Source organism: Micromonospora sp. CA-248212 (genome assembly GCF_050948405.1).
Lineage (GTDB): Bacteria > Actinomycetota > Actinomycetes > Mycobacteriales > Micromonosporaceae > Micromonospora.
Genome location: NZ_CP192023.1, coordinates 940,561 through 953,306, shown reverse-complemented (window position 1 = coordinate 953,306; position 12,746 = coordinate 940,561). Strand labels below are relative to the sequence as shown.

The 12,746-nt window shown below is 72.4% G+C and carries 13 protein-coding genes; 3 read left to right on the top strand and 10 right to left on the bottom strand.

Annotated features, from left to right (window positions below):
- Positions 1-46 precede the first annotated feature (46 nt).
- The 7 genes from ACQP03_RS04505 to ACQP03_RS04475 form a co-directional block, all read right to left on the bottom strand.
- Positions 47-1,645 carry a hypothetical protein gene (locus ACQP03_RS04505; protein ID WP_357395928.1) on the bottom strand — a complete coding sequence of 533 codons (1,599 nt, stop codon included), beginning with the start codon at positions 1,643-1,645 and terminating at the stop codon, positions 47-49.
- A gap of 65 nt (positions 1,646-1,710) precedes the next feature.
- The gene (locus tag ACQP03_RS04500; protein WP_357130186.1) at positions 1,711-2,679 is read right to left on the bottom strand and encodes an NAD(P)/FAD-dependent oxidoreductase; all 969 of its coding nucleotides are present in this window, start codon (positions 2,677-2,679) and stop codon (positions 1,711-1,713) included.
- Between the two features lie 105 nt (positions 2,680-2,784).
- Entirely contained in the window at positions 2,785-3,438 is a 654-nt protein-coding gene (locus ACQP03_RS04495) for a rhomboid family intramembrane serine protease (RefSeq protein WP_357130188.1), read from the bottom strand.
- 108 nt (positions 3,439-3,546) lie between these two features.
- Positions 3,547-4,221 (bottom strand): lytic transglycosylase domain-containing protein, encoded by a 675-nt coding sequence (locus ACQP03_RS04490; protein ID WP_357130192.1) that lies wholly within the window; start codon positions 4,219-4,221, stop codon positions 3,547-3,549.
- Between the two features lie 278 nt (positions 4,222-4,499).
- Complete coding sequence (locus ACQP03_RS04485) at positions 4,500-5,915, bottom strand: PhoH family protein (RefSeq protein ID WP_357130195.1); 1,416 nt, start codon at positions 5,913-5,915, stop codon at positions 4,500-4,502.
- A gap of 432 nt (positions 5,916-6,347) precedes the next feature.
- Positions 6,348-6,701, bottom strand: a complete 354-nt coding sequence (locus tag ACQP03_RS04480; protein WP_357130198.1) for a hypothetical protein — start codon at positions 6,699-6,701, stop codon at positions 6,348-6,350.
- Between the two features lie 31 nt (positions 6,702-6,732).
- Positions 6,733-7,089 (bottom strand): hypothetical protein, encoded by a 357-nt coding sequence (locus ACQP03_RS04475; RefSeq protein ID WP_355048876.1) that lies wholly within the window; start codon positions 7,087-7,089, stop codon positions 6,733-6,735.
- Between the two features lie 264 nt (positions 7,090-7,353).
- On the opposite strand from ACQP03_RS04475, the gene ACQP03_RS04470 reads away from it, so the two are divergent.
- From ACQP03_RS04470 to otsB, 3 genes are all read left to right on the top strand, one after another.
- Positions 7,354-7,797 (top strand): XRE family transcriptional regulator, encoded by a 444-nt coding sequence (locus ACQP03_RS04470; RefSeq protein ID WP_266248891.1) that lies wholly within the window; start codon positions 7,354-7,356, stop codon positions 7,795-7,797.
- Positions 7,798-7,959: 162 nt separating this feature from the next.
- Positions 7,960-8,313: a hypothetical protein gene (locus tag ACQP03_RS04465; RefSeq protein WP_357130202.1), complete on the top strand. Its 354-nt coding sequence runs from the start codon at positions 7,960-7,962 to the stop codon at positions 8,311-8,313.
- Positions 8,314-8,380: 67 nt separating this feature from the next.
- A complete protein-coding gene (otsB, locus tag ACQP03_RS04460) occupies positions 8,381-9,205 on the top strand; it encodes a trehalose-phosphatase (protein ID WP_357174995.1) in 825 nt (274 codons plus the stop codon).
- A gap of 5 nt (positions 9,206-9,210) precedes the next feature.
- Here the strand turns inward: otsB and ACQP03_RS04455 are convergent, their stop codons facing one another.
- From ACQP03_RS04455 to ACQP03_RS04445, 3 genes are all read right to left on the bottom strand, one after another.
- Complete coding sequence (locus tag ACQP03_RS04455; RefSeq protein WP_357130208.1) at positions 9,211-9,981, bottom strand: isoprenyl transferase; 771 nt, start codon at positions 9,979-9,981, stop codon at positions 9,211-9,213.
- Positions 9,982-10,012: 31 nt separating this feature from the next.
- Positions 10,013-11,155, bottom strand: a complete 1,143-nt coding sequence (locus ACQP03_RS04450; protein WP_357130211.1) for an NAD(P)/FAD-dependent oxidoreductase — start codon at positions 11,153-11,155, stop codon at positions 10,013-10,015.
- Between the two features lie 722 nt (positions 11,156-11,877).
- A complete protein-coding gene (locus ACQP03_RS04445) occupies positions 11,878-12,738 on the bottom strand; it encodes a hypothetical protein (RefSeq protein ID WP_357395908.1) in 861 nt (286 codons plus the stop codon).
- Between the last annotated feature and the right edge of the window lie 8 nt (positions 12,739-12,746).

Here is a 12,746-nt window from a genome sequence, read left to right as displayed (position 1 = left end):
CTGTCCCACCGCCTCCGACGCCCCGATGTTCAAGAACCCGAGTGGATCAAGGCGCAACCCGGTAGGGCGGGTAGGGCGGCGAGTCGCGCCGGTTCTCTTCGCGGGCCGGGTCGGCCAGCCTCGCGAGCCGGACCGCCAGCAGCAGGCCCGGCACGGTGGCCAGCCCGGCCAGCGCGACGGCCACCCAGGTCTGCCCGAGTGTGCCGTTCACCCAGCCGGCCAGCGGTAGCGAGGCCAGGATCACGGTGAGCAGCAGGTCACCCACGGCCAACCCGACCCAGTGTCCCGGAGCAAAGTTGAGCCACGCGACGAGAAGCAGCGCGCCCGCCGCCAGCGCGCCCAACGGCACGACCAGGAACAGCACCGTGACCACGACGCTCGTCGCGTCGACCCGGGGCCAGCTGGCATCCAGCACGAGTCCGGCCAGCACGATCGTGACGGCACCCGCGATCCCCCACCCGCGACCGCCGCCGCCACGTCGGATCGCCAGATGACCGGCGAATACGGTGACCACGCAGCCGAGCAGCAACGCGAGCCCGAACGCGAGCCAGACGTCGACCCCGCGTTGGACCCGCCCGCCGTCGCGCAGCGGGGGCAGTTCGGGCGGACCAGTCGCGGACGGCTGCTCACCGAGGAACCCGGCGCGCCGCCACCCGCCGTCCGACAGGCGACGCAGGAAGCCGTCCCGACCGTTCGCGACCAGCACCTCGTGGCCGCCGCCCAGGTGTGGATAGACGACCAGTTCCCGGGAGGAGAAGTGACGGCGGGCGTCGCCGGGGGCCGGATAGCGCTGGGCCAACGCGTCGCGCCGCGGGTCCGGCACCTCCCAGGCAACCTGCCAGGTCACGCCGGCGTCGTCGCTCTGCTCCACCCGAAGGTGCCCCGGTATCACCCGGTAGCAGCGCCGTGGGTCTTCCGGCGCACACGCCCGCTGACGCGGGGAGTCCTGGCTGTTCAGCCGTCCCGTCTCGTCAACGGTGGCGTTGCGCCAGGTCACCGCCCCGTCGTTGCTGACCGCCCACTGGCCGTCGGCGGGGTCGTCCGGCCAGAACGACGCGTCTTCGGAGCCCTCGCCGACCGAGATCGCCGGACGGCCGTCAAGCATCGTCGTACCCAGCGCGTACGGAAACCAGGCCGCACTGGTGGCGGCCACCGCCAACACCGCCGGTGGCAGGACCACCAGCAACCGGACCAGCCGGGCCGTCCGGTGCCGCACGGGTCGCCTCCGCGCCCGCGTCCAGCTCCACCACGCCAGGCCGAGTGCCGGCAGCGTGAACAGGTCGGTCCGGTCGGCCCGGACCAGTGACGGTCCCGCCAGTGCGGTCCAGGCCGAGGAGGCCAGCTCAGCGGCGTACCCACTGGATTTGACCACCGCGAATCCGGCGCCCACCGCGACCAGGCCGACCAGCGCGGCCCTGCGGGCCGGCAGCCGCGGCGCCAGCAGCGTGAGCAGCACCGCGACCAGCGGCGGAGCGAGCACCAGGCCCGCCACGTCGCTCAGCTTGCCCGTCACCAGGCCCGGATACGCCGCCTTCCACAGCCGGTCGTTGAGGACCAGGAGGACGAGCGCGAGCAGAGTCGTCGGGTGGCAGAGCCAGGCCAGCGTCGTGGGTGCGCCATCACGTGCCTTCCCGGTCCCCGTCATTCCCTCAGGGTCCATTCGACCCGTCTCGAACCGGACACGAACCGGTCAGTGTGCGATACCGACCGTCAGCCCACGTCGGAGGAGTGCCCGGGGAACAGGTGCGCGCTCGGGTCGATGGCGACCGCCGCGTTGTTGACGGCCGTGGCGGCCTCGCCGAAGCCGGTGGCGATCAGGCGCACCTTGCCCGGGTACTCGGTGATGTCGCCGGCCGCGAAGACCCTCGGCAGGTTCGTCGCCATCGCGCTGTCCACCACGATGTGCCGGCGGTCGAGCCGGAGCCCCCATTCGGCGAGGGGGCCAAGGTCGGCGGTGAAGCCGAGGGCGGCGACAACCGTGTCCACCGGCAGGGTCTCGGCCGCGCCGCCGCGCACGGTCACCTCGGCGCCAGTCACCTCAGCGTCCCCGATCAGGCGGGTGACCTCGGCGTTCACGATCACCCGCACCGGCAGCGACAGCACCCGGGCGACCGTCGAGGCGTGCGCCCGGAACTTCTCCCGACGGTGCACGAGGGTCACCGAGCGGGCCAGCGGTTGCAGGGCCAGCGCCCAGTCGAAGGCCGAGTCGCCGCCGCCGACGATGAGCACGTCCCGGTCGGTCAGCTCGGCCGGGTCGGTCACGAAGTAGACGATGCCGGCACCGGGGGCGCCGTCGGCGCAGGGCAGCGGCCGTGGGCTGAAGCTGCCGAGCCCGCCGGTGACCACGACCGCGCCGCAGCCGAGCTGCTCACCGCCGGCCAGGCCGAGCACCGGCCGGTCATCGGTGTACGACAGCTTCTCGGCCCTCGTGCCGAGCAGGTACCGCGGAGCGAAGGGCGCCGCCTGGGCGACCAGGTTGGCGACCAGGTCACGACCCTTGACGGCGGGGAAGCCGGCCACGTCGAGGATCAGCTTCTCCGGGTACATGGCGGTGACCTGGCCGCCCGGCTCCGGAAGGGCGTCGATCACCGCCACGGACAGGCCCCGGAACCCGGCGTAGTACGCGGCGAAGAGGCCGGCGGGACCGGCTCCGATCACGGCGACATCGACCTCGCGCATGGCGTACCGTCGCTTTCCGCTCGCGGATCAACGCGTGCTGATCTCGACGGTAGGCGGGGCGCGGCGGTCGGGCAAGCATGTCCCAGGGGCGCGCCGACAAGCAGGTCAGGGCAGGCTGAGGGTGGATCCCGAGTAGTCCGGACCGTCCACCGTGGGTCGGCGGCGGCGGAACAGGATCGCGGCCACCACGCCGCCGAGCAACCCGAACAGGTGCCCCTGCCAGGAGATCCGCTCGTCGGTGGGGAGGATGCCGACGAGCTGCCAGCCGTAGAGCAGGCCGACGAGCAGGAAGACGGCGAAGTTCCACCAACTGCGCTCGACGATGCCGCGGGTGAGCAGGATGCCCAGGTAGCCGAAGATCACCCCGCTCGCGCCGACCACCACCGAGTTGGGTGAGCCGGTGAACCAGACCCCGAGGCCGGAGACCAGGATGATGACCAGGGTCGACCACAGGAACCGCCGGGCGCCGGCGGCCAGCACGAAGGTGCCCAGCAGGATCAGCGGGATGCTGTTGCTGTAGAGGTGGTCGAAGCCGTGGTGCAGGAACGGCGAGAAGAAGACACCGTCGAGGCCGTCGATGCGGTGCGGGATGATGCCGGCGGTCGCGTCCAGGCCGAACGCGAGCCCCTGGTCGATCGCCTCGATGAGGAAGAGGAACGGGACCACCGCGCACATGGCGACGAAGGCCCGGCCGAGGGCGGCGTAGAACGCCTCGGTGCCGAACCGGAACGGGTCGCCGCTTGGCGGATGCAGGCTCACCCCCCAACTGCTATCAGCAAAAGGGGCCGACCGCCACTCACGTCCTGACCGGGGTTACGCGCGACGGCGGGGCGGGTGGTCGCCCACCCGCCCCGCCGTCGTACGTCGTCAGTAGTGGTTGTTGTTCTGGAAGTAGGTCCAGGCGCCACAGGGCGTCTTGTACTTGCCCTTGATGTAGCCCAGGCCCCAGATGATCTGGGTGGCCGGGTTGGTGCGCCAGTCGTCGGCGACCGTGCCCATCTTGCTGCCCGGCAGTGACTGCGGAATGCCGTACGCGCCGATGGGGTTGGCGGCCTTGTGGTTCCAGCCGCTCTCCTTGGTCCAGAGCTTCTCGAGGCAGGGGAACTCGGCGATGCCGAAGCCCTTCTCGAGCATCAGCGCACAACCGATCTTGCGGTTGCCGCTGTACTCGGCGCAGGAGGCCGGGATCGGCCCGTCGTACGGCTTGGCGGCCTTCTCCGCCTCTTCCCGCTCGCGCTTGCGCGACGCGGCGGCGGCCTCGGCCCTGCGGGCCCGCTCAGCGGCCTCCTTGGCCGCCTGGGCCGCCCGCAGCTTGGCCTGGTACTCGGCGGCCCGCTGCCGCGCGAACGCGACCTGGTGGCTGGCCTGGCGCTCGCGCTGGTAGGCGAAGTCGACGCGGTCGACCTCGACGCCGACCTGCGCGGTCAGGCCCTGCTGCTGAGTTTCCCGGTCTTCGCCCAGGTAGAAGCCACCGGCGACGCCCACGGAGAGCAACGCGACAGCGGCCGTACGGGCACCCAACCGGCTCCACAGCCGACTCACGAAGTGGTCCCTTCGTCGGGGGCAAGGACACGGCGCGGCGCCGGGCCACGTCAGCCCTCAGCCGTGCCGTGAGCGCCCCGACCGGTGAGCCGGTCGCGCCGACGCACCGATCGCCACTGATGCCGCCCTGACCTCGGGCGAGCGATCACCGACGATGCCTGTGGTGCGTGGGCGCTCGTGGGACACCATCGCGCACAGTGAGGCACATGGGAAACCGACCGCGCCGTTTGTGATCTGCGCCACACTTAGAATAGGGACGAAATGCTACAAAACCCCCATCACTGCGGGATGTCCTCGAGAAGATCGGTCACCATGGCGGCGATCGGCGACCGCTCCGAACGGCTGAGCGTGACGTGGGCGAAGAGCGGATGGCCCTTCAACGCCTCGATCACCGCGGTCACACCGTCGTGCCGGCCGACCCGCAGATTGTCCCGCTGGGCCACGTCGTGGGTGAGCACCACCCGGGACCCCTGCCCGATCCGGGACAGCACGGTGAGCAGCACCCCGCGCTCCAACGACTGGGCCTCGTCCACGATCACGTAGGCGTCGTGCAGGCTGCGCCCCCGGATGTGGGTCAGCGGCAGCACCTCGAGGATGCCCCGCGAGGTGACCTCCTCCAGCACGTTCTCGTGCACGACCGCGCCGAGCGTGTCGAAGACCGCCTGCGCCCAGGGCGACATCTTCTCCGACTCCGACCCGGGCAGATAGCCCAGCTCCTGACCACCGACGGCGTAGAGCGGGCGGAAGACGATCACCTTCTTGTGCCGGCGACGCTCCATCACGGCCTCCAGGCCGGCGCAGAGCGCCAACGCCGACTTGCCGGTGCCGGCCCGGCCGCCCAGCGAGACGATCCCGATCGTCTCGTCGAGCAGCAGGTCGAGGGCGATTCGCTGCTCGGCCGAGCGGCCGTGCAGCCCGAACGCCTCACGGTCGCCCCGGACCAGGCGGACCGACTTGTCGGGCAGCACCCGCCCGAGCGCCGAGCCGCGCGCCGAGTGCAGCACCAGCCCGGTGTGGCAGGGCAGCCCGGCCGCCTCGTCCAGGTCGAGCGTCTCGCCCGCGTACAACTGGCCGATCTGCTCCTCGCCCAGCTCCATCTCCGACATGCCGGTCCAGGTCGGGTCGCTGGCCTGACCGTGGCGGTACTCGTCGGCGCGCAGACCCACCGAGGCGGCCTTGACCCGCAGCGGCATGTCCTTGCTGACCAGCGTGACGTCCCGCCCCTCGGCGGCGAGGTTGAGCGCCACCGACAGGATCCGGGCGTCGTTGCTCTCGGTGCGGAACCCGGGGGGCAGTACGCCGTCGTCGGTGTGGTTCAGCTCCACCCGCAGCGTCCCGCCCGCGTCGTTGGCGGGTACCGGTCGGTCGAGGCGGCCGTGCCGGATGCGCAGTTCGTCGAGCATCCGCAACGACTGCCGGGCGAACCAGCCCAGCTCCGGATGGTGCCGCTTGCCCTCCAACTCGGTGATGACCACCAGTGGCAGCACCACCTCGTGCTCGGCGAAGCGGTGGAACGCCGCCGGGTCGGACAGCAGCACGGAGGTGTCGAGAACGAAGGCCTGCCCCGCTGGTCGGGGCTCCTTGTTCTCGGCCGGCGCGGCGTCCGCCGCACGGCGGCTCCGGGCGGCGCGGCGGGTCGTGGCAGTCGCGGCCGGGGTCTGGTCGGCACCGGCGGTGGTACGGCGAGTCGTCACAGGCCTGCTCCGACGGATGGGCACCCGGCCACCCGTTTTCCGCCTCGTCCGGTGCCCGGAGGGGTCGGATGCGGAACCCCGTGCGCGAGGTCGCAGATCCGGGTGGACCGGCTGGCTCGGGAGAACCCCGCGCCATGCCTAGACGCTAGCGGCGCAGGACCGTCCCGGCTAGGGGCGATCGTGGATCTCTGGAGACGGCCGTGTGAACAGCGCCGGACCGACGAGCCGGCGCGGGACGACGCGCGACGTGCGGCACCGTGGCGGCCGGGCGCGGCGAGCCGGCCGGGATGCATGCCCCCTGCGCGCATCCCGGCCGGCGGGGCCGCCGCCACCGGTCTGACGTGGCCCCGACGGTGCGTGTCCGCCGCGGACGACGCACCGCGTTCCCGCGTGCCGGTCGGCGGGACGCTCGGAGGCGACCCGCCAGCCGGCTCAGCCGGTTCGTCGAACGAGCGTGCCGGTCGGGTGCCGCCCGGTGATCGGGGCAGCCGGCGCGGTGAACGACGAGCCGGTGTAGGTGGTGCCGGGGCGGGTCACCGCGTCGGGGCGGACGACCGTGCCGGCGGAGCGGACGGCCCCCGGGGAGGAGACCGACAACGCGGAGGCGATCGCCGCCTGGGCGTCGCGACGGCGGCGGTTCCAGGCGCCCCGGTCCCCGTCGAAGTAACCCTGGCGGTAACCGAAGCGATAGCCGATGCGGTAGCTGAGCTGGCCGTGCAGGCGACCGGCGGCGTAGCTGGTGGCACCGAGCACCAGGACGAGGAAGACCACGAGGAACGGGCTCATCGGGCGCCCCCCGCCCGGCCCGGACGCCGGCTCATCGCTCCTCCGGCTCGACCGTGGTGGGGTCGGCCGTGGGGTCCGCGACCAGCAGCCGGTCCAGGTCGTCGGTGCTGACCTCCTCGACCAGCTCGACGGTGATCCGACAGCCGTCCAGCACGACCTCGGCGACCGAGGATCGACGGATCTCCCCGCCGGCGTCGTAGACCCGGACGCTCAACTCGGGGCAGCCGAGGTGGGTACGCCAGGCGTTCCACTCGGTGCGGTCGCCGACGCTCAGCGACAGGTATCGGCAACCTCGGGCAAGGTAGAGGCGCCACGGGGCACTCAGCCCCGCTGCCACTCCCTCGGCGATCAGCCCGAAGGCCTGGGCTCGGGTGGCGAGCTCGGTCACCACACCCCCTCGGCACCGGGGGCGTGACGCATGTGAGCACCAGTCGTCTCATGCACGTGACACACCGTAGATTGTCCCATGAGCGTGACAGTATCAGCTTTTCGTCCCCTTACATTCGCCACGACGGGCATCTATTCTGCCCGGGTGACACCCCTCGAAAGCGGCGCTGGATCGTTGGTTACGAATCCGAGAGTGCCGTCACGTCCGCGTGACAGCAGCGTGCCTGGGCAAACATCCGCTGACGGCTGGTCGTACCGTCACGGGGTGACCGAGACGGCCAACGCGCGAAAAATCGCCTTCGCCACCTTCGTTCGGCGCGCCCTCGACGAGGCGCGGGCCACGCGCGCCTGGAGCGGCACCGAGGTGTCCCGGCGTACCGGCGTCTCCCGGCAGACCATCAACCGGTGGGTCCGTGGCGACTGGGCCAGCGACCCCGAGGCCGAACGGGTGGTCGCCTTCTGCGAGGGCCTGGGGCTGAACCCCGCCGCCGCCTTCGCCGCGCTGGGTTGGGACCGCACCGCCAGCGGCCCGCGCGCCGGACAGCCGGCCCCTCCGATGGACCCGGACGTGGAGGCCCTGCTGCGCCGCCTGGTCGACCCGAACGTGTCGGACGCGGAGAAGTTCCACATCCGCGAAACCATTAGATACCTCGCATACCGCCCAACGCTGCCGGTCGATGTCCGAAATAGAGGCAATCAAGCCGGGTAGTTCCTCAGATGGCGAAAGAACGCCTGGTCAGGTTCATTCGTTTCGCTCCGGGGCAGGAACGGGCACGCTAGCGTCCCTATTCGTACTGCTTGGGCTCGTCATCGGCGGGGGGACGGGACAAGGCCGAACCTAGCCCTGCGGGACAGAAGGAGGGGTCTGTCCATGACCCTGAAGTGGTGGGGAGTCGTGGTCGCCACGGTGTCGATGACACTGTGGGCGACCGGCAACGTGGTGACCCTCGCGGTCAACGGTGGGCAGCTGCCGCTGCTCGTCAACCTTCTCGCGCTCACCAGCGCCGGTACGGCGGTCATCCTGGCCGTCGTCGCGGAACTGCACGAGCGGCTCAACGACCGGCTCAGCGCGCTCACCGAGTTCCTGGTGGCACGCCTCAACGAAATCGAGACCCACACCGGGGATCGAAACACCGGGTTCGTGGAGGGCTACCTGCTCAGCCACGGACAGGAGGCGGCGGTGGTGCCGTTCGGACGCCGTGGACGAGGAGCCGCCGAACGCTGACCGAGCGCCGCCGGGTGGGTCCGCTCGGCCAGGAATGAGCCTCCAACGCCGGGGTACGCTGACGCGCGTGCCGCCGTTGAATCTGGGCAACCACCAGCCGAGGACCCCGTTGAACGCCGACCAGGCTTGGCAGATAACCGCCGGCCGGGCCGGTGGGACCGTGCTCTTCTTCGACTTCGACGGCACCCTCGCGCCCGTCGACGACGATCCGACGGCGGTCCGTCCCGCGCCGAACGCGCTCGCCGCGATCGAGGCGCTGGCCCCGGTGGTGCGGCGGATCGCGATCGTCTCCGCGCGGCCCGTCGAGTTCCTCCGCGACCGCCTCGGTGAGCTGAGCGGCGTGGACCTGTACGGCCTCTACGGCCTGGAGCACAGCCACTCCGGTGGTGAGACCGTCACCGAGCCCACCGCCCTGCCCTGGGTGCCCACCATGGCCGAGTTGGCCGACCTGGCGCGCGAGGAGCTGCCACCCGGCGCCCTCGTCGAGTTCAAGCGGCTCTCCGTCGCGCTGCACTGGCGTACGGCCCCGCAGCTCGGTGCGACGGTGCAGCAGTGGGGTCAGGCGCAGGCCGACCGCCTGGGGCTGCGGGTGCAGGCCGGTCGGATGGTGCTGGAGCTCAAGCCACCGGTCGACCGGGACAAGGGGATGGTGATCGGCGAGGTGGTCCAGAGCGCCAGCGGCGCCTGGTACTTCGGCGACGACGTCTCCGACATCAAGGCGTTCGCGGCGCTACGCGCCCGCGCCGAGGGCGACCCGGACTTCTTCGGTGTCTGTGTGGCCGTGGCCAACCCGGAGACCGGCCAGGAGGTGGCCGACGCGGCCGACCTGACCATCGAGTCACCGGCCGCGCTGGGGGACTTCCTGACCCGGGCCCTGGACCAGCTCCCCTGAGGCCGTCAAGCGCCGTAGCGGCGCTGGCGGGTGGCGTACGAGCGCAGCGCCCGCAGGAAGTCGATGTGCCGGAAATCCGGCCAGTTCAGCTCGCAGAAGTAGAACTCCGAGTGCGCGGACTGCCACAGCATGAACCCGGACAGTCGCTGCTCCCCACTCGTACGGATGACCAGGTCGGGGTCGGGCTGGCCACGGGTATAGAGGTGTTCGGCGATGTGCTCGACGTCCAGCACCTCGGCCAACTCCTCGAGGGTGCCGCCGGATGCGGCGTGCTCCAGCAGCAGCGAGCGGACGGCATCGGTGATCTCCCGCCGGCCGCCGTAGCCGACCGCGATGTTGACCTCCGCGCCGCCGCTGCGGTCCCGGGTACGCTCCTCGGCGCCCTTGAGCGCCGCGGCGGTCTGGGCGGGCAGCAGGTCGAGCGCGCCGACGATGCGCAGCCGCCAGGGGTTGCCCTCCTCCGCCAGCTCCACCACCAGGTCCTCGATGATCTGCAGCAGCGGGTCCAGTTCGCTGGCAGGGCGGCGCAGGTTGTCGGTGGCGAGCAGGTAGAGCGTGACGTGGCCGATACCGGCCTGGTCACACCACCCGAGGACATGCTTGATCTTCGCCGCGCCGACCCGGTGCCCGTCGTTCGGGTCGACGTAGCCCATCTCGCGGGCCCACCGGCGGTTGCCGTCGCACATCACCCCGACGTGCCGGGGCACCGGCTTGCCCGCGAGCTTCGCGGTGAGCCGGCGCTCGTACACGGAGTAGATAAGGTTCCGCAGCGTCATCACCTAGCAGCGTAGCGACCCGCCCGCCGGATCACCCCTTCGGAGGGCGATCCCCGCCGGACAGTTCGATGCCGATCATGCCCAGCGTACGGGCGGTGAGCCGCCCGTCGCCAAGCCCCAACTCGACCACGTCGTCGAACACCCGGTCGTCCCGACGGGCCGCCCGGACCGCGGCGTCGACCACTCGTCGCCGCCGCGCCAACCAGGCGGCCACCGAGCTGTGGCGCAGGTGTGTGCCGAGGCGACGACGCAGACCCGCAGCGTAGCGGCGGGCCGCCGCCTCCGGTTCCCGAGCCGCAGCGGCCCCGGCCAACGCTCCGGAGAGCAGCGCGTAGAAGATGCCCTCCCCGGTGAACGGATTGATCAGCGACAGGGCGTCGCCGGCCAGCAGGGTGCGGTCCCGACCCGGCGCCGGCCGGTGCGTGGACAGCGGCAGGTGGTGGGCGCGCAACGCGGTCACCGTCGACAGGTCGGTGCCGGGCAGCAGCGCGGCCAGTCGATCCAGCAGGTAGGCGCGGCTCAGCGGCTCGCCGCGCAGCACCTCCCCGTACCCGACGTTCGCCCGCCCGTCGCCGATCGGAAACGACCAGGCGTACGCCGGCCAGCGCGCCTTGGAGGTCACGATGAGCTGCTCGGGTGGGCCGGGCAGCGCGGGCGCGTACCCACGGATGGCCAGCGCGAGGTGCCGGTCGGGGTTGACGGGGTGGCCGAGGGCCCGGCGCACCACCGACCCGGCGCCGTCCGCGCCCACCACCACCCGGCCGGACAGCTCTCCGTCGAGCACCACCCGGTCGCCACGCGGCTGGACCCGGCGGACGCTGTGCCGACGCAACTGCGCGCCGGCGGCCACCGCCGCGGCCACCAGCCGCGCGTCGAAGACCTCCCGGGGCACGGTGTACGCCGGCCGGGGCAGCGCCCGAGCCACCGCCTGGCCGCCCGGAGCGACCATCCGCAGCGCGGGCAGCGGGGCGTACCCGGCCACCGCCTCGGTCACGCCCAACTCGTTGAGGACGTCCACCGAGTGCGCAGCGATCCCGTCGCCGCACGCCTTGTCCCGAGGAAAATCGGCACGGTCCAGCAGCAACACGCTGGCACCCGCCCGGCGGGCCGTCAGGGCGGCGGCCGCCCCGGCCGGCCCGGCACCGACCACCACCACGTCGAACTCGTCGCTCACCGCGCGCCTCCCTCCGACCGGGGCGGCACGGCTCGTACCCGTCCCGCCCGGCGATCACCTGGGCCGTCGACACCGGCCACGGTGACCGACGTCACCCGTCATCCTGCCCCCTGACCGCCCGCCCACACGGCCGCCGCTCTGCCGCCCGCCCACACGGCTGCCGCTCTGCCGCCCGCCCACACGGCTGCCGCTCTGGCGCCCGCCCACACGGCTGCCGCTCTGCTGCACCGCTGCCGCCCGCCCAGCCGCCCGCTGCCACCCAGACGGCCGCCGCCCGCCCACACTGCTGCCGCCCGCCCACACTGCTGCCGCCCGCCACACACCGCTGCCGCCCGCCCACGCGGCTGCCGCTCTGCCGCCTGCCCGCCGACGCGTGGACCGGCGGATCGGCTCCGGCACCCGTGCCGTCTACTGCGCTGCCTGTCGAGCTGCCCCATAGATGGGGCAGGGGCTCCGATGGCTCGACGGCGCGCTGCCGCCGAGGCTAAGCCGCACCGCCGGCGACCCATATCCGGGGCAACTCGACAGGGCTCACACCAACCCCGCCAGCCCCGCGCCTCCGATGGCTCGACGGCGCGCTGCCGCCAGGGCTAAGCGAGCGCCGCCGGCGGCCCATATTTGGGGCAACTCGACAGGGCTCGCACCAACCCCGCCAGCCCGACCGGCCAGCCCCACCGACCGGCCAGCCCCACCGACCGCATCGCCGGCACGCGCGCAGGCTCTCAGGCGGGGATGGCCGCGTCGGATGCCCGCGCCGCCCGGCGTAGGCCGTAGAGGGCCAGGGCCGCGGCGGCCACCAGCGGGGCGCCGTCGCGGATCAGGCCGTCCAGGCCCAGCAGCCACCAGCACAGCGGCAGGTCCACCGCGAGTACGCCCAGCGTGACGACGATCAGCAGGCCCCGCGCCCAGTCCTTGCCGCGCATCAGGAACGCGGTGCAGAACAGCACGGCGTAGCTGGCCGCGATGCCGGCGCCGAACCAGAACAGCACGGCCGGCACGGCGGAGAGGCGATTGTCCAGGATGGCACCCCCGGCCACCAGCGCCGGCACCAGCATCAGCGGGCTGTAGGTGAACGCCGCCACGCGGCTGGTCAACAACCACGCGCTCGCCTGCGGCCGACGCGGCGGCGTCTCCCGCCACGAGATGCCGGTCTTGTCGATGACCAGTCGGGGCCGGTGCCGAACCAGGTGCCCGGCGAGCGCCGACGAGCGGTAGAGCAGCCAGACCACCGCCACACACAGCGCGCTGAGCGCGGCGAAGCCGAGCAGTCCCGGCAGCGGCGGCACTCCCTGCCGGGGCACGATCAGCCGGCCAACGGCGAAGATCGTGGTGACCGCGAGGATCAACCCGAACGGGCGGGCCACCGTCCGGCCCCTGCGCACGTGCCCGATCAGCAGCAGAAAGCCGAACGAGCGCAGCATGGCCCAGCCGGTGCGTACGGCCAGACCGAAGCCCTGCTCCGGGGCGTACCACCAGTTGAGCAGCTCGACCACGACGGTGGCCGCCGCTGTCGTCGCGAGCAGGAGGGTGAGCGCGCGGACGGCGGACGGCCGCCGGACCTCGGTCTCGGCGGCCGTCCTCATGGGATCCG

Excerpts from the sequence above, each read along its gene's own strand:
- ACQP03_RS04505 (WP_357395928.1), bottom strand. The coding sequence starts at position 1,645 with ATGACGGGGACCGGGAAGGCACGTGATGGCGCACCCACGACGCTGGCC.
- ACQP03_RS04500 (WP_357130186.1), bottom strand. The coding sequence starts at position 2,679 with ATGCGCGAGGTCGATGTCGCCGTGATCGGAGCCGGTCCCGCCGGCCTC.
- ACQP03_RS04480 (WP_357130198.1), bottom strand. The coding sequence starts at position 6,701 with ATGAGCCCGTTCCTCGTGGTCTTCCTCGTCCTGGTGCTCGGTGCCACC.
- ACQP03_RS04465 (WP_357130202.1), top strand. The coding sequence starts at position 7,960 with ATGACCCTGAAGTGGTGGGGAGTCGTGGTCGCCACGGTGTCGATGACA.
- ACQP03_RS04455 (WP_357130208.1), bottom strand. The coding sequence starts at position 9,981 with ATGACGCTGCGGAACCTTATCTACTCCGTGTACGAGCGCCGGCTCACC.
- ACQP03_RS04445 (WP_357395908.1), bottom strand. The coding sequence starts at position 12,738 with ATGAGGACGGCCGCCGAGACCGAGGTCCGGCGGCCGTCCGCCGTCCGC.